At 69.4% G+C, this 19,655-nt stretch carries 14 protein-coding genes and 3 pseudogenes; 1 reads left to right on the top strand and 16 read right to left on the bottom strand.

Translation table 11 applies throughout. The annotated features are described in order from the left end of the window. Positions 1-4: 4 nt before the first annotated feature. The 8 genes from GXY35_05320 to GXY35_05285 all read right to left on the bottom strand — a co-directional run bounded on the left by GXY35_05320 (position 5) and on the right by GXY35_05285 (position 9,452). A complete protein-coding gene (locus GXY35_05320; protein NLW93995.1) occupies positions 5-1,015 on the bottom strand; it encodes an NAD-dependent epimerase/dehydratase family protein in 1,011 nt (336 codons plus the stop codon). A gap of 64 nt (positions 1,016-1,079) precedes the next feature. Beyond that, positions 1,080-1,889: an alpha/beta hydrolase gene (locus GXY35_05315; GenBank protein NLW93994.1), complete on the bottom strand. Its 810-nt coding sequence runs from the start codon at positions 1,887-1,889 to the stop codon at positions 1,080-1,082. Positions 1,890-2,319: 430 nt separating this feature from the next. Then, positions 2,320-3,489, bottom strand: a complete 1,170-nt coding sequence (locus GXY35_05310) for a dipeptide epimerase (protein NLW93993.1) — start codon at positions 3,487-3,489, stop codon at positions 2,320-2,322. A gap of 12 nt (positions 3,490-3,501) precedes the next feature. Then, complete coding sequence (locus tag GXY35_05305; protein ID NLW93992.1) at positions 3,502-4,254, bottom strand: DUF1571 domain-containing protein; 753 nt, start codon at positions 4,252-4,254, stop codon at positions 3,502-3,504. Between the two features lie 15 nt (positions 4,255-4,269). Further along, positions 4,270-5,973, bottom strand: a complete 1,704-nt coding sequence (locus tag GXY35_05300) for a GH3 auxin-responsive promoter family protein (GenBank protein NLW93991.1) — start codon at positions 5,971-5,973, stop codon at positions 4,270-4,272. Positions 5,974-6,011: 38 nt separating this feature from the next. Then, on the bottom strand, positions 6,012-6,857 hold the full coding sequence (locus GXY35_05295) for a hypothetical protein (GenBank protein NLW93990.1): 846 nt from the start codon (positions 6,855-6,857) through the stop codon (positions 6,012-6,014). A 6-nt stretch (positions 6,858-6,863) separates the two neighbouring features. Next, positions 6,864-8,156 (bottom strand): beta-ketoacyl-ACP synthase II, encoded by a 1,293-nt coding sequence (locus GXY35_05290; GenBank protein NLW93989.1) that lies wholly within the window; start codon positions 8,154-8,156, stop codon positions 6,864-6,866. Beyond that, positions 8,157-9,452, bottom strand: a complete 1,296-nt coding sequence (locus GXY35_05285; protein ID NLW93988.1) for a beta-ketoacyl-[acyl-carrier-protein] synthase family protein — start codon at positions 9,450-9,452, stop codon at positions 8,157-8,159. Positions 9,453-9,687: 235 nt separating this feature from the next. Here GXY35_05285 and GXY35_05280 point away from each other — a divergent pair, with 235 nt between their 5' ends. Next, positions 9,688-9,930 (top strand): DUF3006 domain-containing protein, encoded by a 243-nt coding sequence (locus GXY35_05280; protein NLW93987.1) that lies wholly within the window; start codon positions 9,688-9,690, stop codon positions 9,928-9,930. A gap of 160 nt (positions 9,931-10,090) precedes the next feature. Here the strand turns inward: GXY35_05280 and GXY35_05275 are convergent, their stop codons facing one another. The 8 genes and pseudogenes from GXY35_05275 to GXY35_05240 all read right to left on the bottom strand — a co-directional run bounded on the left by GXY35_05275 (position 10,091) and on the right by GXY35_05240 (position 19,505). Next, positions 10,091-12,529, bottom strand: coding sequence for a DNA internalization-related competence protein ComEC/Rec2 (locus GXY35_05275; GenBank protein NLW93986.1), 2,439 nt, complete (start codon positions 12,527-12,529; stop codon positions 10,091-10,093). A 222-nt stretch (positions 12,530-12,751) separates the two neighbouring features. Next, the gene (locus tag GXY35_05270; protein NLW93985.1) at positions 12,752-13,372 is read right to left on the bottom strand and encodes a hypothetical protein; all 621 of its coding nucleotides are present in this window, start codon (positions 13,370-13,372) and stop codon (positions 12,752-12,754) included. Positions 13,373-13,444: 72 nt separating this feature from the next. Beyond that, positions 13,445-13,600, bottom strand: a pseudogene (locus GXY35_05265) (hypothetical protein). Between the two features lie 210 nt (positions 13,601-13,810). Continuing rightward, positions 13,811-14,842, bottom strand: a pseudogene (locus GXY35_05260) (hypothetical protein). 30 nt (positions 14,843-14,872) lie between these two features. After that, positions 14,873-15,100: pseudogene (locus GXY35_05255) on the bottom strand (calcium-binding protein). A gap of 563 nt (positions 15,101-15,663) precedes the next feature. Then, positions 15,664-16,065 (bottom strand): response regulator, encoded by a 402-nt coding sequence (locus GXY35_05250; GenBank protein NLW93984.1) that lies wholly within the window; start codon positions 16,063-16,065, stop codon positions 15,664-15,666. 285 nt (positions 16,066-16,350) lie between these two features. Beyond that, the gene (locus tag GXY35_05245; GenBank protein ID NLW93983.1) at positions 16,351-17,706 is read right to left on the bottom strand and encodes a sigma-54-dependent Fis family transcriptional regulator; all 1,356 of its coding nucleotides are present in this window, start codon (positions 17,704-17,706) and stop codon (positions 16,351-16,353) included. A 14-nt stretch (positions 17,707-17,720) separates the two neighbouring features. Next, on the bottom strand, positions 17,721-19,505 hold the full coding sequence (locus tag GXY35_05240; protein NLW93982.1) for a response regulator: 1,785 nt from the start codon (positions 19,503-19,505) through the stop codon (positions 17,721-17,723). Positions 19,506-19,655: the final 150 nt, after the last annotated feature.

Here is a 19,655-nt window from a genome sequence, read left to right as displayed (position 1 = left end):
CGGCTCACCTCGTCTTTCCGTTCGCCTTGAACCAGGCCACCGTCTCCTTCAGCGCCCGGTCGAACGGGATCCGCGGCTCGTAGCCGAGCTCGCGGCGGGCTTTGGAGATGTCGAAGGTGAGATGCGCCGTCATGAACTTCAGCCGGAAACGGTTGAGGATCGGCGGGGTCTTCAGCCGGAACAGTTTCGCCGCCGCCTCGCAGAGGGCGCAGACGGCGACGGCGACCGGGTACGGGACATTTTTCTTCGGCCGCGGGAGGCCGAGCTCGTCCGCCATCCGCTCGATCAGCTGCCGGCGGGTCACCGGGGCGCCGTCGGTGATGTTGTAGACCTTCCCGGCCGCCGCGGGGTTCCGAGCGGCCTTGAGGAGCCCCTCGGCGAGGTTCCCGGAGTAGACGAGCGTGAACGGGACGTCGCCGCCGCCGATGTAGGCGTACTTCCCCCGGGCGAGGTACTGAAGGATGCGGGGAAACATCTGCCGGTCCCGGGGACCGTAGACGTACGGGGCCCTGACCACCGTGACGGCGAGCTTGTGCGCGGCGGCGAACTCCATCAGCAGTTTCTCCGCCTCGATCTTCGTGGTGTTGTAGTTGTCGCCGGTGAAGACGTACGGGGCGGTCTCGTCGAGGTTGTCCTGCCTGTCCGCCCCGAGGACCACCATCGAGCTCATATATATGAAGCGCCGCACGCCCGCCGCCGCCGAGGCCTCGAGAAGCCGCCCCAGCCCCTCGACGTTCACCCGCCGCATCTCATCGAGGCTCACCCAGTCGCCCACCAGCGCCGCGCAGTGGAAGACCGCGTCCACGCCCCGCACCGCCGCGTCGAGGGAGGGGCGGTCGCCGAGGTCGCCGCGGGTCAGTTCCACGTCGAGCGTTTTCAGGAACGCGGTGTCGCTCCCCTCGCGCACGAGCGCCCGCACCTCGTGCCCCCGGGCCTTCAACAGCTCCGCCAGGGCGCTCCCCACGCACCCGGCCGCCCCCGTCACCAATGCCTGCATCTCCGTTCTCCTTGTCATCGGCCCCTTCCGCCCGGGCGCGTCCCCGCCCGGGGGGGGGCCCCCCACCCGGCGCACAGGCGCCCTATCCGTGCGCGTCGAACCAGGCCGCGAGGTCGTCGAAATACTCGTCGCGGCACGCGTCGAAGTCGAGCGTGTGCCGGGCCTCGGGGTACACCTTCAAGACCTTGTCCGCGGCCGGGCACTTCTCGAAGAGGCGTTGCGTCTTCGCGTTGTCCACGATCCGGTCGCGCCCCGCGAGGAGCAGCAGGAGCGGGGTCCGCAGCGTCCGCAGCGACCGGCGCCCGAGGCGCTCGAGTTTCCTGCTCTCGAAAAGAAACCGCGCGCTCGCGCGCCGGACCCCGAACTGGTCCTGCTCGATGTAGTTGCGCTCGTCGGGGTCGTCGGTGAAGAGGGCCGGGTCCTGCAGCGGTATCGAAAAGTCGCGGCGCGGGTTCAGGAGGAGCGCGGTGGCGACGGAGAGCTTCGTGCCGATGCTGCAGTCCCGCAAGGCGACGATGCCGGGGGCGGAGAGGACGACGCTGCGCACCCGGACGCGCCCCGCCGCGGCCGCCGCCGCGGCGATGCGCCCGCCCCACGAGATGCCGAGCAGGTGCACCGGTTTCCCCCGCAGTTCCACGGACGCGCGCGCGGCGAATTGCACCAGGTCCCCCACCCACCGCGCGACCCGCTCGGCGCCCGGCGTTCCCGCGTCCCGATTGAGGCCTGAGCCGCGGCGGTCGGGGAACAGCACCCGATACCCGCGTTCGGCGAGCCGGGCGCAGGAGCCGAGGTACCAGGCGCCGTGGCTCCGGATGCCGTGCACGCAGATCACGGCCCCTTTCGGATGCCGCGGCGCCCAGTCCCGGTACTGGAGCGCGATCCCGTCGTCCATGACCATCCGCTTTACCTCGGGCGCGGTCCCGTCCGTATCCGCACCCGTGGCCCCGCCGCAAGGTTCCTGCTCGTCCAAGCGGCGGTCCCGGCGTTCCTCCCGGCGATGCCCCTCCTCGTGTCCGTCTCCCCCCGCCCGGCGGCCGGCGGGACCGCGCGGCCTCCTGCGCCTCCTTCCGCCGCGCCTGCGCGCCTCCCTGTCGGCCTCCCCGCGGGGCGGCGGGACGTTCCCGGTCCCGGATTGACCGGCGCGCCGCCCGTCCGCTCCGCCGGCCCCTCCCGCATCCGTCCGCATCCCCGCCCGGCTTTCGTCGGGCGGGGGCGCCGATCCGCCGTGCAGCCGTTCTTCGCCGCGCTCTTCCCCGTTCATCCGCGTCCCAGTGCCTCCGTCCGTTTCGTCGGACGATGCGCCCGCCCGCCGCACGCCCTCGTCACAACGTCAGTTGCAGCCTCTCCGCCGCGCATCGGTCCAGCGCCTGAGGGTCGATTGTCACGCCGAGCCCCGCGCCCGGCAGCCGCCGCGCCCACCCGCCGCGGCCGAAGGTAACGTCCTCGGCGACCAGATTCTCCCGCAGCAGGTGCCTGTCGTACGAGCCCTCGAGGTGGCGCGCATCCGGGGCGAGGAACGCGAACAGGCGCCCCGCCGCGGAGAGGAGCCCGCTCTCGCCCACCTGGCACCCCATCTGAAACCCGAGCCCCGACGCCCGCGCCTGCGCCGCGAGCGCCAGCGACGCGAAGATCCCGCCGCACTTCGAGAGGCGGATATTCACGAGGTCGCACGCGCCGGCCTCCGCGAGACGGCGCAGCTCCGCGCTCGAGCGCACGGACTCGTCGAGCATCAGCGGCACCCCGGCTGCCCGCCTGAGCTCGGGGAGCCGGCCCCGCTCTTCCGGAGCGAGCGGCTCCTCCACCGACGAGACGCCGAACCCGCCGAGGCGGGGGATCAGACGCCTCGCGGTGTCGAAATTCCACCTGCCGTTGGCGTCCACCCGGATATCGGTCCGCCGCCCGAGCAGCCTCCTCGCGAGGCGCACGAGGGCGACGTCGCGCTCCTCCCCCCACCCGACCTTGAGCTTCACGGCCGCGAAGCCGTAGAGCCTGAATTTCAGGCAGGAGAGTGCGACCGCGCGCGGCTCCCCGCCCGAGCAGACGGCGCTGTAGCGCACCCGTTCAGGCGCCCCCCCCGCCGCGCCCGCCCCGGCGGCCTCCGCGCAGAGGGCTTCCGCGCCGACCTTCCAGGCCTTCCCCGCCGCGTCGAGGAGCGCCAGCGACAAGGCGCACCGCGCCGCGCCCGGGAATATCCCGCCGCGCTCCTCCGCCCCCTTCTCCCAGGCGCGCAGCGCCCGAACGGCCTCCCCCGCGGAACCCCAGCCCGCGGAGAGGAAGGCGAGGTCGAGCGTCCGGAGATAGTCGATCGCCGACGCGGGGGTCTCGCCGGTCACGTACTCCCTCGGCACCCCCTCGCCGAACCCGCGCACCCCGGCGTCGGTGACCGCCTCGACAACGACGTTGTCGGTCTCGGCGCGGGAGGCGCGGGCGTGGCTGAAGACGGTTCTGAACGGGACCCGGACACGGTACACGACCAGGCTGCGCACGCGCACTGCCGTCCTCCCTCAGGGAATGGGCGCGGTGAAGCGGCCGAACGCATAGGCGCGGTTTCCCCTGTCGAAATCGCGTTCGGTGAGGCCCACATTCGTGCGGAACCGCTCGTACCGGTACTTCTCGAGCAGCTCCCCGTCCCACCCGTAGCTGAGGACCGAGAGCGGGTAGCCTGTTTCCTTGTCGAGCTCCAGCAGGCTCAGGTGCGCCGGGTACCCCTTCCCCTTCGGCAGGAGGCGCTCGAAGATGTGCGTCGGCCGGCCCGCGACGTTCCCCTCCCCCCGATACCGCACCGTCAGGTCGCCGTTCCTTCGGGCCTCCTCGCAGACCCTGGCGATGAGGTTGATGGTGCTCTCCATTCCCGACTCGGTGATCGGGCGCAGGTTGTTCCGCATCGCGAGCATCCCGTTGGGATAGAGCGCCATGGTCGGGGCGAAATAGTTGGCCATCCCCCCCAGATGCACGAGCAGACGGTCGTGGTACTTCCCGCGCACGAAGAGCGCCTCCCTCCCCGTGTGCGAACCCCCGATCCACTTCATGTAGACGCTGAACGGCTTCATGAACTTGAACTGCGTCTTCTCCTCGGGCTGCAGCACCCCTCCCACGCGCTGCTGCTTGTGGAACACCGCCGTGTAGTCGGTGACGCCGGCGTAGTGGAGGCGCGCCGCGGCCAGGAGCCGCATCAGATCGGGCGCCTCCCCCTCCTCCGACGCCGAGAGGGGGGCGAGGATCAGCAGCAGCAGCGCAGCCGTCATCGTCGTCCGCATGCAATCCTCCGCGGCTCAGCCGCGTCCGTCTTCCGGCTCCGAGAGGCGGAACCGGGCGCAATGGTCGATCTGCGGGCTCAGGTAGGGGTGCTTGTACTGTTCCATCCTCCCCCCGCTCCTGCCGACGTGCGCGCACTTGTCCCGGTCGAACGAGCCGGGCTCGACCAGGCGCACGACCGGCATCCCGAGGCGCCCCGAGTCGCGCTTGCCCCGGTACTCGATATTCGCCCGCCCGAGGGCGAGGTCGAAGAGGGCGCCCGCCTCCGCCCAGCGCCGGCCCCCCTCCCCCGCCGAAACGGGGCCTCCGCCCTGCTCCTCGATCAGGATGAAGTAGCGGGGAGGGTCGCCCCATCCGGGGCAGACGGTGAACTGCGGGACCGCGAGGCCGAGCGACCGCTCGCACTCCCTGAACGCCTCCACCACCTGGTGCTCGGTGATCTTCTCACCGGTCAGGGAGCTGATGCGGCTTCCCTTGTGCAGGAATCTGAGCACCGGGGTGTCGCCGAACCGGCCGGTCACCTTCACGACGTCGGAGATATTATACCGGAAGAAGCCCGAGGAGGTGGTCAGGATAATGAAGTAGCTTTTCCCCACCTCCAGCTCGTGGGCGAGAAGCGTCGCCCCCGCCTCCTCCTCGCCGTACGGGATGAACTCGTAGAAGTGGCTCCCCACGTCCAGCACGCCGCCCCCGTCCCCGTCCTCCAAAGGGATGGTCATCCGCCCCTCGGAGGCGATGAGCCCGGGGTCGCGCAGCGGCCGGTCGCCCCAGTACGCCCGCGCGAGGTCGAGGTACGGCGTGAGCGTCCCGCCGGTCCAGCAACCGATCACCTCGAGTTCCGGCCAGGCGTCGCGCGGGAGAAGTTTCCCGTTCGCCGCAAGGATCCGGTCCAGCCGGCGCGCCCCCGCGGGGTCCTTCCGGAGCTGCCGGGCGACGACTGCCCGCACGGCGGGGGGGAGGGCGCCGGCCTCGTGGAAGACGCCGTCGCGAAGGTCCCGGACGAGCGCCGGCGCGCGCTCCTCGAACCGGCGCCCCAGCGCCACCAGCGTGCTCGGATTGGCCGCGATGAGGAGGCTGATCTTCTTCTGGAGGGCGAGCCGGAGGATGCACAGGTACTTCAGCCCGTAGTCGCCGATGCCGTACACCGCCGTCGGGAGGGCGTACTTCAGGTGGGCGATCCGCCGCTGCGATTCGGCGACGAGCCCGGTCGCCGCGCCGCACGGGATCCCCGAGGGGGTGGCGGACTCCCTGCTCGGGGAGACGATATGCAGTATCTTGTGCGCGATGGCGGCGGGGTGGTCCCGCAGGAGGCGCATCCCCCAGACGAAGTTCCCCTCCGCGAGCTCGGCGAGGTAGCGCTCCGTCACCGGGACGTACTTCGGCGTCGCGGTGGTCCCGCTGGTCATGGCGAACATCAGCAGCCGCTCGCGGGAGGGGAAGAGGATGTCGCCTTCCCCCGCGACCACGCGCGCCACGAGCGGGGAGATCGTCTGGTAGTCGACGAGCGGGACGGCGCGGCGGTAGTCGTCCGGCGTGGCGATGCGGGCGAATCCGTGGCGGCGGCCGTACTCGGTGCCGGCGGCCCAGGCGAGCTTCCGCCGGAGGACGCGCCGCTGCGTTTCGGCGCAGCGCCCCCCCCGCCGGAGGAAGGCCCGCTGCGCCCTGACGCCGTGCAACCTCGCCCACCCGTACGCGACGGCGGTGCAGACACTGCTGTACATTGCCGCAGAGGTCCCTTCGGGAGACGGCCGGGAGCGCCTCAGCGCTTCGAACCGGCGATGATCGAGTAGACCCCCAGGGGGTCCGACCGGAGGCTGAAATCCCCGAAGCCGCACTCCTCGAAGAGGCGCACGATCCTTTCCGGGGAACGGTAGTTCAGGTGCCAGTTGAAGATCCTGCGCATATAGCGGTCCACGCCGTGGCTCGAGACCATGCTGTTGGCGAGCACGGCGCCCCCCGGCGAGAGCTTCCGGTAACTGACCCGGAGGAGGTCGCGCACCTGGGCGTCGTTCAGATATTCGAGGATCCCCACCATCTTGACGATGTGCGGCACCACGTCGAGGAGACGCTCCAGGTTGATCGCGTTGCCGGCGATGTAGCGGATCCGCTCCCCGAGCCCCATCCGGGACGCCAGGGCGCGGCCGAAGTCGAACGCCTCCGCGTCCTCGTCGATGCAATAGGCGAAGACCCTGTCGGTGTTGGCGTCCACCATCGCCTCGAGGACGTTGAACCCCGGGCCGGTCCCGATGCCGACGATGTGGACGTCCCCCTTCACGCGGTATTTCTTGATCAGGTCGCTGATCGAGCGCGCCGCCATCCGCCGCCGGTTCCTGGCGCTGAGGGTGAGCACGGCGTCCTTCAGCATCCGCTTGTCGACGAAGTCCACCGGCACCCCGTCATCGTAGGTGATCTTCATCGCCCGCCAGCCGCCCGGGCGCAGCATCGACTCGTGCAGGAGCGGGCTCTTGCTCTTCTTGAGGAAATCCGAGAGGAGCCGCGCCGGGATGAGGTAGTTGATGAGCGGGTTCAGCAACGCCCGGTTGAACGCCCGCTGGAAGAGCGGCAGGGTCTCGTACCTGACGCCGTCGATCTCAAGCCATCGCATCGCGGTTCACCCCCTGTAGCGCGAGAGGACGAGGCAGATGTTCTGCCCCCCGAAACCGAACGAGTTCGAGAGGGCGATCTCCACCCGCGCCTCGCGGGCCCTGTTGGGGACATAGTCGAGATCGCACTCCGGGTCCGGGAACTCCTGGTTGATGGTGGGGGGGACGATCCCCCGCCCGATCGCGAGCAGGCAGACGGCCGCCTCCACCGCCCCCGCCGCGGCGATCAGGTGCCCCATCATCGATTTGGTCGAGCTGACCGGCACGGCGCGGCTGCGCTCCCCGAAGACCTTCTTGATCGCGAGGGTCTCCACGCGGTCGTTGATCTGCGTGGAGGTCCCGTGCGCGTTGATGTACCCCACCTCGTCCGGGGCGATCCGCGCGTCGTTCAGGGCGTTCCGCATCGCCTGGGCGGCGCCGCGGCCGTCCGGGTGGATGTCGGTGATCCGGTAGGCGTCCGAGGAGCAGCCGTAGCCGAGGAGCTCCCCGTAGATCCGCGCCCCGCGCCGCGCGGCGTGGCCGGCCTCCTCGAGGATGAGCACCCCCGACCCCTCGGCGATCACGAAGCCGTCGCGCTCCCGGTCGAACGGGCGGCTCGCCTTCTCGGGGTCGTCGTTGCGCGTGGAGATGGCGTTGAGGAGGTTGAACCCCGCGACCCCCATCGGGTGGATCATCGAGTGCGCCCCCCCCGCGAACATCAGCTCGGCGTCGCCGCGCACGATGGCGCAGGCCGCCTCGCCGAGCGCCTGGGCGCTCGCGGCGCAGGCGGTGAGGCAGTTGGAGTTGGGCCCCCGCGCGTTGAACAGATTCGCGATATGGTAGACCGGCTTGTTCGGCTCGTACTCGATGTCCCGCCGCGGATTCAGCATCTCCGCGCTGCGGCAGAGGAAGCGCCGGATGGAGACCTCGCCGTCTTCCTCGAGCGACTCCGCGATGCGCTGCGCGAGCCAGAGGAAGCTCGGGTCCCCCTCCCCGCAGCCGAGGTAGACGCCGACCCGCTCAGGGTCGAGGGGGCAGCCGCCGAGGCCCGCGTCCTCGTAGGCGAGGCGCGCGGCGGCGATGGCGAAGCGGCTGTGCGCGCCGAGGTAGTCGATGTCCCCGCGGTCCCCGAGGAGCCGGCTGGCGTCGAACTCCCGGACCTGCCCCGCGATCCGCGTCGCGTAGCCGGATGCGTTGAAGTGCGTGAGCCGGCCCACGCCGGAGCGGCCCTCGACGAGGGCGTCCCAGTTCCGCTCGATGCCGATGCCGAGCGGCGTGACCAGTCCGAGCCCCGTGATCACCACGCGCCGTGTGTCGTCCATCTAGGCGCACCCCGGATTTCGCAGCACCAGGCTCACGTTCTGTCCCATGAAGTCGAACGAGTTGCAGACGGCGCAGCGCAGCGCCGCCTCGCGCGGGTGCGGCACGTAGTCCAGATCGCAGTCCGCGTCGCGGTTCTCCCAGTTGAGGGTGCACGGGATGATCCCGCGTTCGATGGCCAACGCGGTTGCGATGACCCCGACCGCCCCCGAGGCGGGCCCCAGATCGCCGATCTGCCCCTTGATGGAGCTGACCGGGGTTGCGCGGGCCCGCTTCCCCCAGATCTCCTTGATCGCCAGCGTCTCGAGGCGGTCGGTGAACGGGATCGAGTTCCCGTGGGCGCCGATGTAGTCGACGCCGCCGGGTTCCGTTTCGGCCTCAAGGAGCGCCATCCGCATTGCGCGCGCCTTGCTGGACGGCTCGATCGTTCCGCCGGGGCCGCTCTGCATATCCACCGCGCTCCCGTAGCCGGCGATCTCGGCGTAGATCCGGGCGTTCCGCGCCCGCGCGCGCTCCCGCTCCTCGAGGATCAGCATCCCGGCCCCTTCCCCGATGACGAACCCGTCCCGCGCGGCGTCGAACGGACGGCTCGCCTTCTCGGGCTCGTCGTTGCGCGTGGAGAGGACGCCGAGCCGGTGGTAGCGCGCGAGCTTGAGCGGGGTGATGCAGGAGCTGGCCCCGCCGGTGATGACGAGGTCCGCGGCGCCGCGGGAGATGATGCGGAACGCCTCGCCGATCGCGTGGGCGCTCGCGGAACAGCCGCTGGTGATGGTGTTGCTCGGGCCCTGCGCGTCGTACATGATGGCGACGTGCGAGGCGAGCATGTTGGGGAGCTGCTTCAACAGCCAGAGGGGGAAGAGGTTCTGGATCCCCTCGGCGCCGAACCGCACAAGGTCGAACTGGCCGTCCTTCCCGAGGGACTGTTTGATGGCGGGGCCCAGCTCGCACGGGTCGGTCGAGATCATGCTCGCCCCGAAGACCACGCCGACGCGCTCGGGGTCGGGGGCGGAGGCGCCGAGGCCCGCGTCTGAGGCGGCCTCCCGCGCGGCGGCGACGGCGAACTGCATGTCCCGGATCATCACCTTGAGCGATTTCTTTTTCTCGATGTACCTCTGCGGGTCGAATCCTTTCACCTCCGCGGCGATCCTGGTGGGGAACCCCCGGGTGTCGAAGAGGGTGATGCGGGAGACGCCGGATCTCCGCGCCGTGAGGTTGGTCCAGAACTCGTCCCGGCTGAGGCCCAGGGGGCTTATCACCCCTATCCCGGTGATGACCACCCTGCGGTTGTCCTGGATCATGGCGCTCCGTCGACCGGCCCCCGGGCGGCCGCGAGGCGGCGCCTGCGGCATCCGACGGGGCACAAAGGAGAGCCGGGCCACGGAAAGACGCGCGCCCGGCAGCATGAAAAATCCTAGGGCATTTAGACGGAGATGTCAACACGCAATGCGCCCTCCGCGCAAGGGGGACGCCGCACTTTGCGCTTGAGCGACGCGCGGCTCCCTCCTATACTTGCGGCAACAGAGGAGGCGGGATATGAAGGTGCGCGTGGTCGTGGACCGGATCGAGGAGGATCTCGCGGTGCTCGAGGTCGGCGGCGAGGGGACGGTGGAGTGGCCGGTGAAGTTTCTGCCCCCAGAACTCCAGGAGGGAAACGTCCTCGACGTGGAGTTTTTGATCAACCGGCAGGCCGAAGCGGAGGCGCGCGCCGAGATCTCCGATCTCCAGAAACAGCTCCTCGAGCGGACGAAAAAACTGGACAAGGGAAAGAAGGCGTAACGACGAATGCAGGCGGCGCATGCCCGCGTGACGCTCGCGGGGGAGATGACGCCGCGCGCATGCCGTCGCCCGCCGCGTACCGCGCCGCGGGTTCGCGGCATCCTGCCGCAGCGGCGGATCGACGCCCGGCTCCCGCCGGCGGCCCCGAGGCGACGGCGTTCTATCGGAACGTATCCGCCGCCCAGCGCTCCCCGTCCGAGACGAACGTCACCGCCCCGTGCAGGTCGGTCCGGTAGACGATTATCCCCGCCTCCCGCAGGCGCGCCAGCGTCTTCGGCGAGGGATGCCCGAACCGGTTCCGCCTTCCCGCGCTTACGACCGCCCACGTCGGGGCCACCTCGCGAAGGAACTCCTCCGTGCACGAGGAGGCGCCCCCGTGGTGTCCGACCTTGAGCAGGTCGGCCTTCAGTGACAGGCCGCTGCGGCGCAACTCCTCCTCCCCCTCCCGCTCCAGGTCCCCGCAGAGCAGCGCGCGCGTCCGTCCGAACGCCACCATCAGCGCTACGGAGCCGTTGTTCAGATCCGCCTGCGTCTCCGGGCACAGGGCGCCCCCGGGGTGCAGCACGGTCACGGAGGCTCCGTCCCCGCGCGCGATGAGGTCCCCGCGTTTCACCTCGTAAAACCCTTCGCCTCCCGCGTCGTCCGGGGCGACCGCGAAAGGCGGCGGCGGGCGGCCGCCCGTCCCCCTCCCCGCGACCGTCCGTGCGGTCGGAAACTCGTCGAACACGGCGGCGAACCCCCCGAAATGGTCGTCATGGGCGTGCGTCAAAAGCGCCGTATCGACCCGTGACCGGCCCCGCGATTTCAGGAATGGCGCGACGACCCTTCTCCCCGCCGACCCCCCCGCCCCGGGTCCCGCGTCCACGAGAAGGGTCTCCCCTCGCGGAAACTCGATGCAGATCGCGTCCCCCTGCCCCACGTCGAGAAAGGTGATCCGGAGCTCGGGAGGGACACGCCCCAGCGCCGGGGGAAGGAGGGGGAACAGCGTCATCGCCGAGAGGAGGAGCGCCTTCCACCTCCCGCGCGCGGATCCTTTCAAGACGAGCAGGCCCGCGACGGCCGTCCCGTAGTAGGCGCACAGGAGGAGCGGTCCCGGCGAGCGCACGTGCCGCCAGGCCCACGGCAGACGCGAGATCGCGTCCACCCCGCCGAGCATCGCCCACGCGACGCACCAGGCGAGCCGGTGCAGGAGACCGGCGAGCGCCGTCGAGATGCAGGTGGCGAGAAGCCCCGCGAACCCCAGGCAGACGACCGCGAGCCCCGCGGGGATGACGAGCAGATTGCCGAGAAGGCCGAGCGCGGTCACGATGTGGAACGACGCCGCGAAAAGGGGGGCGAGGCCGATCCATGTGGCCAGCGACGCCGCCAGCAGCGAGATCGCCTGCCTCCCCGTCCACCATCGCACCCGCTCCCCGCGGCTCACCAGGAGCTGGCCCTGGAGCGGCCGACAGGGCCAGAGGCGGTGGAAGAACGCAGCCAGGGGGCCGGAGAAGACGAGGATGGAGAGGACGGCGGCGAAGGAGAGCCGGAATCCGGTGTCGAAAAGCTGGAGCGGGTTGGCGGCGAGGATGACGATCCCCGCGACGCCGAGGGCGTTGACCGGGTCCCGCTGCCTCCGCAGAAACGGGGCGATGAGCAGGGCGATGAACATCACCGAGGCGCGCAGCACGGGGACCGCGCCCCCCGTGACGACCGCGTAAAGCGCGATCAGCGGTATCGCGACAGCCGACGAGAGATGCCGCGGCACGCGCAACACGTCCAGCGCCGCGCGCACCGAAAGGTAGAAGAAGCCGACGTGCAGGCCGGATATCGCGAGGATGTGCATCGTGTTGGTCCGTCCGAACGGCCTGGAGATCTCGTCGCCGAGCCCCTCCCTGACGCCCAGGAGCATCGCCTGGACGACGCGCGCGGGGGCCCCCGGAGGCATCCCCGCGGCGAGTCTCCTGCTGAGCTCTCTTCTCAGCGCGTCGAGCAGCCCCGCGATCCGGCGCCGGCCGGCCCGATCCGTTATCCTCGTGCCGCCGGGGGAGACGGAGAGGATATACCCGATCCCCCTTCTTCGCCAGAACGTCCGCGCGTCGAACTGCCCGGGATTCGAGGCCCCGTCGATCGGGCGCAGGACGCCGTGCAGCGTCACCCGGTCGCCGCACCCGAGCGCGATCGGCTCGCCGGACCTCCACGCCGCGCGCACGATCCCCGACAGGCCGGTCCAGCCGCGCGCCGTCTCCACGGCCGAGACGCACACCTCTCCCGTGCCCCTCCAGTGCGCCTCCCCTCTCTCGTCGGGCCTCCTTTCCCACACCGGCGCGCGTCTCACCGTGCCGCGGAGCGAGAGGAATGCGGATCTTCCCCCCAACAACGCGTTCAGGTCGCACGCGTCCAGGCACCGTTCCTTCAGGGCGTATGCGCACACCCCGGCGAAGAAGACGGCGGCGAACGTCGCCGCCGTCGCCGCCCTGTCGTTCCTGATCCGGACACCGGCCGCGGCTGCGGCGAAGGCGCATGCGGCGGCGGGGATCGCGGGGCGGAACGGGAATTGGGCGCACACGAAGATCCCCCCCGCGAACGCGCATGCAAGCCAAAACGCCGGGTTGTGCATCGCGCCTCTCCGGCCCAGATGGTTGCAAGGAGCATGCCGAGGTGCGCACGGACCTTAACTTCCCGGGTTGCGCAACGCTCTAAGGATGAAGATGTTACGAATTGGGGGGGCGGGACATAACGGATTCGGGCGCACGGACTGTCAACCGGAGGCAACAGTGTCACCGCGGGTTGACAGCCGGTGGAACGCGGTGCCCGGGCGACGGCTGCACCCCGGCGGGGTTCAGTACGTCCAGCCGTACTCCAGGTAGCCGAGCGAGGGAGGGGGAGCGGGCTGCAGGTCGAACGTATAGCCGTTGTCTTCCACGAACCCCTCGGGAATCAGGTGCCATTCCGGCTGGAAGTTGACCTTCAGGGAATAGCCGATGTTGGGCAGCGTCGGCGTCGGCGTCGCGGTGGGCGGCACCGGGGTGATGGTCGGCGTCGCGGTCGGCGTCGCGGTGGGAGGCACAACCGTCGGCATGGAGGTCGGTGTCGGCGTCGGCGATTCCGTCGAGATCACGGAGAGATCGAAGGTTCCGCACGCGCCATCGAAGCCGTCGACCACGACGTAGTAGGTTCCCGCCGGGCCGTCGTACACGATCTCCTCATCGTGTGTTCCCCCGAACGCGCCGGCCGCGACGCACGAGTCGGGGCTCGGGCCGTCGAAGAGGAACAGGTCGAGGTCGGCGGAGAGGTTGGAGATCCTCACCGTGATCCTCCCGGCGAAGGCCGTGGTGAACATGTAGACGGCGTCCGTCCCGGTTTCGAGCACCTTCTGGAGGCAGGGATACGACTCGTAGTCGTTGTTCAGGCCGCAGGTGGTGCCGCTGCCGCCGTAATTCGGCTCGATTGCCATCGGCATTTCGAAGGTATCGTTGACAATGGGATTCGATATGGCCAGTTGGTACCCTCCGCAAACGCCGTCGTATCCGTCTATCACCAGGTAGTAGGTCCCCGCTTCGGCCTCGACGTCGATCGATTCGTCGGCCGATCCGGGATTGACGCTGGCGGCGACAGCGTATGCCGCCGAGGGGCCGTTGCAGAGGAACAGATCGAGGTCCGTCGCAAGACCCGTAAGGGCGATGTGCATCGGCCCGGCGGACTGGCGGGTGAACGAATAGACGACATCGGGACCGGACTCGACGATCTTGCTGTCGCCGTACCGTGTATAGTTGTCGTTGAAGCCGCACGTGGTGCCGCCCCCGCTGAAGTCCGATCCAACCTCGAAAGGCAGCTCGTACAGATCGCCTACAAGCGGTGTCGCCGTGGGTTCGGGCGTCTCCGTCGGTGTCGCCGTGGGTTCGGGTGTCTCCGTCGGTGTCGCCGTGGGCTCAGGCGTCTCCGTCGGCGTTGCCGTGGGTTCGGGTGTCTCCGTTGGTGTCGCGGTGGGCACCGGCGTCTCCGTCGGCGTTGCCGTGGGTTCGGGTGTATCCGTCGGCGTCGCCGTGGGCTCCGGCGTATCCGTCGGCGTTGCCGTGGGCTCGGGTGTCTCCGTCGGTGTCGCGGTGGGCACCGGCGTATCTGTCGGCGTCGCCGTGGGCTCGGGCGTCTCCGTCGGCGTCGCCGTGGGTTCGGGTGTCTCCGTCGGTGTCGCCGTGGGCTCAGGCGTATCCGTCGGCGTCGCCGTGGGCACCGGCGTATCCGTCGGTGTCGCCGTGGGCTCGGGTGTATCCGTCGGCGTTGCCGTGGGCTCGGGCGTCTCCGTCGGCGTTGCAGTGGGCACCGGCGTATCCGTCGGTGTCGCCGTGGGCTCGGGTGTATCCGTCGGCGTTGCCGTGGGCTCAGGCGTCTCCGTCGGTGTCGCCGTGGGCTCGGGTGTATCCGTCGGCGTTGCCGTGGGCTCGGGCGTATCTGTTGGCGTCGCCGTGGGTTCAGGCGTTTCCGTCGGTGTCGCCGTGGGCTCGGGTGTATCCGTCGGCGTTGCCGTGGGCTCGGGCGTATCCGTCGGCGTTGCCGTGGGCTCAGGCGTCTCCGTCGGCGTCGCAGTGGGCACCGGCGTATCCGTCGGCGTCGCCGTGGGTTCAGGCGTCTCCGTCGGTGTCGCCGTGGGCTCGGGTGTATCCGTCGGCGTTGCCGTGGGCTCGGGCGTATCCGTCGGCGTTGCCGTAGGCTCAGGCGTCTCCGTCGGCGTCGCAGTGGGCACCGGCGTATCCGTCGGCGTCGCCGTGGGTTCAGGCGTTTCCGTCGGTGTCGCCGTGGGCTCGGGTGTATCCGTCGGCGTTGCCGTGGGCTCGGGCGTATCCGTCGGCGTTGCCGTGGGCTCGGGCGTATCTGTTGGCGTCGCCGTGGGCTCGGGCGTCTCCGTCGGCGTCGCCGTAGGCTCCGGCGTATCCGTCGGCGTTGCCGTGGGTTCCGGCGTCTTCGTCGGCGTCGCCGTGGGTTCGGGCGTATCCGTCGGTGTCGCCGTGGGCTCCGGCGTATCCGTCGGCGTTGCCGTGGGCTCGGGCGTATCTGTTGGCGTCGCCGTGGGTTCAGGCGTCTCCGTCGGCGTCGCCGTAGGCTCCGGCGTATCCGTCGGCGTTGCCGTGGGCTCCGGCGTCTTCGTCGGCGTCGCCGTGGGCTCGGGTGTTTCCGTCGGCGTTGCCGTCGGTTGGATCGATCCACCGATCGCGACGATATAGACCTGCGTGACGTTGATCTGCCTATGGCCGGTGTTCCATTTGCTGTGCTTGATGGATGCCTTGAGCGCGTTGACCCCCTCGACCGTCCAGGGCGCCTGTGTGGCCGGGTCAACCGTCCATTCCGCCCCCTCCCCTCCGTATGTCGCATAGGATGTGGCGAGGACCTGCCCGGATCTCCAGCTCTCCGTTTTGCCTGATCGTATGCCTAGCTCGAGCTGGGTATGGGCGGGATGGGTCTTCCTGGCCACCACGTAGAGCCGGACCTTCTCGATCCCGGTCACCCCCGCAGGGAGGTTTTCGAGCTCGTAGGAGTCCGTGATGTATGGCGTCTTGCCGAAGACGTAGCTTCCTTCGCCGTCATGCGCGCCTTCCTCGTCCACGCAGTCGTAGTTGTGGGCGCCCGTGCTGCGCGTCCATTGGCTGAAGGCGTCGGCGATCGGGCGAAGCTCGTAGGACTGCGCGGAGGCATCCGCCGCGAACAGTCCGCACGCCGCGGCGAGGGCGCCGCATCCGATCCGGAGGGCCCGCTTCATCATCGCGCCGCCTCGCAGTTTGAATTCGCCGGGCCGCGCGCAAGCTCCCTGCCCACCGCGTCGAGAAGCGTTTCCTCGTCTATCGGCTTGCCCAGCACCGCACGCGCCACGCGCGGGATCTCCGCACGCCGTTGCGCGTTGAGGTAGCCGCTCATGAGTATCACCGGAGGCACGATGGGCTTCGACGAGATGGTTCTCGCCGCCTCTATGCCGGTCATTCCGGGCATCACCACGTCCATGAGGACGAGCGCCACGCCGCCGCGCTCCACGCACCGGATCGCATCCATGCCGCTGGATGCCTCGACGGCGTCGTACCCCGAGAATTCGAGCATCCGGCAGAAAGACCGCCGGATGTTCCTGGAATCGTCGACCACCAAAATCCTCTGTTTGTTCGAACTCACTGCAGTGTCACTCATTTCGCATATGGCGCGCATGTGACTGGATTCAGCAAGAACGATGCCACTCCATCGCATAGACCGTAGTTGCTATTCATTGTATCGCAAAGTGTTATAACTTGGATTATTTGCGCCCCTTAAAACAGTGCCATATTCGGCCCTTTCGGGTTGCTTGGAGAAAAAGAACAGTGCCAGTCTGGCACTGTTCGGGGGAACAATGGAACACCGAGGGTGCGTGTGGCACAGGATCGATAGAGTGTGCGGATACCTGGAGGATGCGGCGGGGAAGCGCTACGGCGAGGGGCGGCTTAGTTTGAACGAGGAGGGTTCGAGGGAATGGTGCGCGAGCTTCCTTCTGAATGTCCGCAGGGGGCAGCCCAGTTCCCGCGCCGCCCGCGCCGCGTTGCCGTGCAGTTCCTTGAGCTTCTCCACCATGATCTGCTTCTCGAAGTACGCCACCTTGTCGCTCAGGCGCATCGGCCGCGGCTCCTCGGGGGCGCCCAGAACGGGGGGAAGGTGCTCCGCCGCGAGGAGATCGCCCTCCACGGACGCCAGGGCGCTCTCCAGCACGTTCTCAAGCTCCCGGACGTTGCCCGGCCAGTCGTGTCGGAGGAGGAGGCTCATCGCCCCGGAGGAGACGCGCGCCCCGCCCCTGCCGAGCCGGCCGAGGAGGTGCCGTACCAGCGGCGGGATATCCTCCTTGTGCGTACGCAGCGGCGGCAGCTCGATATGCAGCACGTTAAGCCGATAGAACAGATCCTTCCTGAACCGCCCCTCCTCCACCGCCCGCGCCAGATCCTCGTTTGTGGCGGCGATGAGGCGGATATCCACCTCGATGGCGCGGTCGCTCCCCAGCGGCTCGAAGCTCCGCTCCTCGATGACGCGGAGGAGCTTGACCTGGGAGGAGAGACTCAGCGTCGCGATCTCGTCGAGGAACAGGGTCCCGCCGTCGGCGGATCGGATCTTGCCCGCCCTGTCGGCGACGGCCCCCGTGAACGCGCCCTTCAGGTGGCCGAAGAGCTCGCTCTCGATCAGCGCCTCCGGAAGCGCCCCGCAGCTCACGGCTACCAGCGGCCGGTCCTTCCTCGAACTGTTGAAGTGGATGGCGCGGGCGACGATCTCCTTCCCGCTCCCGGTCTCCCCGTTGATGAGCACGCTCGACTCCGCCGCCGCGGCGTTCGCGATGAAGCGATAGACCTCCCCCATCGCCTCGCTGCCGCCGACGAGGCCCTCGTACGGGGAGGACGCGCCGAGGCTCCTCCGGAGGGTGCGGACCTCGCTGCGCAGGGAGACGTAGTCGGAGGCTTTGCGGAGGGAGAGGAGCAGTTCCTCCTCGTCCAGCGGCTTCGTCAAATAGTCGAACGCCCCCTCCCGCATCGCCACGACGGCGTCCTTGACGTTGCCGTAGGCGGTCATCACCAGCACCATCACGTCGGGGAACCGTTTCTTGACCTCCCGCGCGAGGGAGATACCGTCCATCTCCGGCATCCGCACATCCGTGAGCAGGATGCCCGCCCCCCCCTCCTCGAGCGCGGCGAACGCCTCCGAGGGGCGCGTCGCGACTCTCACGGAAAGGCCCTGCATCGAGAGGAAGGTGGACAACCCCTTGCGGGTGTTGGCGTCGTCGTCGAGCAGCAGTATCGGCACCGGTTCCATCGGTTCTAGTCCCGCGGGAGCGAGATCGTGAAGACGGTCCCGCTCCCGGCCCCGCCTGCCAGCGCGATCGTCCCCCTGTGGCTCTCGACGGTGCGGTACACCTGCGAGAGCCCCAGCCCCGCCCCCTCCGCCTTCGTGGTGAAAAAGATGTCGAAGATCTTGTCCCTGATCTCGGCGGGGATGCCGCAGCCGTCGTCCTCGACCTCGACGACCACGCGATCCTTGTCAGACCGGGTCCGCACGGCGACGTGCCCCCCCCGCGGCGTCGCGTCGCGGGCGTTCAGAAGCAGATTGAGGATCGTATGGTGGAACGCGTCCCGCTCCACCCTCAACCGCGGCATGCCGTCCCCGTACCCCTCCCGGAGCTCGATCCCCGCCTCCGCGAACATCTCCCGCACCCCGCGCACCACGTTGGCGGCGAGTTCGTTCAGGTCGGTCTCCTCGAGGGTAATGGCCGCCGGCTTGGTGAACGCCATGAACTTGTCGACCATATCCTTCAGGCGGGCGATATCCGACCTGAGGATGCCGATGCTCTCGCCGCACAGTTCGCGGACGCGGGAGATCTCTCCGAGGGTGAGGGCCCTCTGGATGTTCGCCGTGGCGAACGACATCGAGTTGAGCGGATTCCTGATCTCGTGCGCCACCCCGGCGACGAGCTTGGAGGTGGCGGCGAGCTTCTCCGACTGGACGAGGTTCCGCTGCGCCTCCTCGAGCTCCTTCAGGTTCCTCCGGAGCGCCGCGGTCCGCTCGTCGACCCTCTGCTCCAGCGTGTCGCTGTACCGCTTCAGCTCCCGGTAGAGGCGGGCGTTCTCGAGCGCGATGGCGATCTGCCCGCCGATCTGCTGCAGTATCTCCTCGTGGCCCCGCGCATAGGCGGCCTCCGCGGCGCTCCCCAGGTTCAGCGTCCCGGTCACCTCGCCCCGGTACAGAAGGGGCACGACGATCCCCGACCGCATCCCGGTCGTTTGGATGAACTCGTCCTCGGCGAAGGATGCCTCCCCCTGGAGACGCCCCCGGATGAGCGGCCGCTTCTCTCCCGCGACCCACCTGATCCCGGTGCCGTCCAGGGGGAAGACGGCCCCCTGCATCCCCTCCATCGGCGGCTCCATGAAGTATACCCGGCTGTGCGTGCGGGTTTCGTTGAGCATCGCGATGCTCAAACGGTCGAACTGGATCAGCTTCTTGATCTCGCGCACCACGATCCGGAGGACCTCCTCCAGTTCGAGGCTCGATGTCAGGGCGTTGGAGATCTCATTGATGATGGCGAGCTGCCGGGCCTTCTTCTCGGTCTCCTCGCGCGCGGCCCCCAGATCGGCCGTCCGCCGGCGCACCGTCTCCTCGAGCCCGCGGGCGGACTCCTCGAGGCGCCCCCTTGACTCCTTGAGCTCGGCGATGAGCCGTTCGTTCTCGGCCCGGAGCCTGTTCTTCTCCGCGGCGCGCGAGACGGTATGGGATATCTCCCTGAGGTCGAACGGCTTCTGGATGTAGTCGAACGCCCCGTACTCGATCGCCCGGATCGCCGTCTCGACCGTCGCGTGCCCCGTGATGACGATGACCTCCGTGGACGGGGACGTCCTCCTGATCCAGTGCAGGAGGTCGATGCCGCTCTCGCCGGGGAGGACCAGGTCCACAAGGACGACGTCGAACGGTTCCCGCATCTCGCGGCGGGCTTCCTCCCCCCCCGCGGCGCAGCGCACCCGCCGGCCGTGGCTCGCGAGGGCGCGGGACAGGATGTCGCGCAGGGCCTTGTCGTCGTCCACGACCAGCACGCGCCCCTCGCCGGTCTTCATCGTCCCCTCCTCCCCCCCGCCGCCCCCTTCGCGCCGTCGTCGGCCGCGGCCGCCGCGGGGCGCCTGTCCGTTCAGTATAGCCGATTCCGCGGAAACGGCGCCAGGGAAAGAGGTTCGCGGCCGGACGCGAGGCGGCCTTGCCGCCCCCCC

The organism is Chlamydiota bacterium (assembly GCA_012729785.1).
Lineage (GTDB): Bacteria > Auribacterota > Tritonobacteria > UBA1439 > UBA1439 > UBA1439.
Note: the sequence above shows the minus strand (reverse complement) of the source record. Positions and strands in the feature narration are given on the sequence as shown.

Excerpts from the sequence above, each read along its gene's own strand:
- GXY35_05320 (NLW93995.1), bottom strand. The coding sequence starts at position 1,015 with ATGACAAGGAGAACGGAGATGCAGGCATTGGTGACGGGGGCGGCCGGG.
- GXY35_05315 (NLW93994.1), bottom strand. The coding sequence starts at position 1,889 with ATGGACGACGGGATCGCGCTCCAGTACCGGGACTGGGCGCCGCGGCAT.
- GXY35_05305 (NLW93992.1), bottom strand. The coding sequence starts at position 4,254 with ATGCGGACGACGATGACGGCTGCGCTGCTGCTGCTGATCCTCGCCCCC.
- GXY35_05300 (NLW93991.1), bottom strand. The coding sequence starts at position 5,973 with ATGTACAGCAGTGTCTGCACCGCCGTCGCGTACGGGTGGGCGAGGTTG.
- GXY35_05295 (NLW93990.1), bottom strand. The coding sequence starts at position 6,857 with ATGCGATGGCTTGAGATCGACGGCGTCAGGTACGAGACCCTGCCGCTC.
- GXY35_05290 (NLW93989.1), bottom strand. The coding sequence starts at position 8,156 with ATGGACGACACACGGCGCGTGGTGATCACGGGGCTCGGACTGGTCACG.
- GXY35_05285 (NLW93988.1), bottom strand. The coding sequence starts at position 9,452 with ATGATCCAGGACAACCGCAGGGTGGTCATCACCGGGATAGGGGTGATA.
- GXY35_05280 (NLW93987.1), top strand. The coding sequence starts at position 9,688 with ATGAAGGTGCGCGTGGTCGTGGACCGGATCGAGGAGGATCTCGCGGTG.
- GXY35_05275 (NLW93986.1), bottom strand. The coding sequence starts at position 12,529 with ATGCACAACCCGGCGTTTTGGCTTGCATGCGCGTTCGCGGGGGGGATC.
- GXY35_05270 (NLW93985.1), bottom strand. The coding sequence starts at position 13,372 with ATGCCGATGGCAATCGAGCCGAATTACGGCGGCAGCGGCACCACCTGC.
- GXY35_05240 (NLW93982.1), bottom strand. The coding sequence starts at position 19,505 with ATGAAGACCGGCGAGGGGCGCGTGCTGGTCGTGGACGACGACAAGGCC.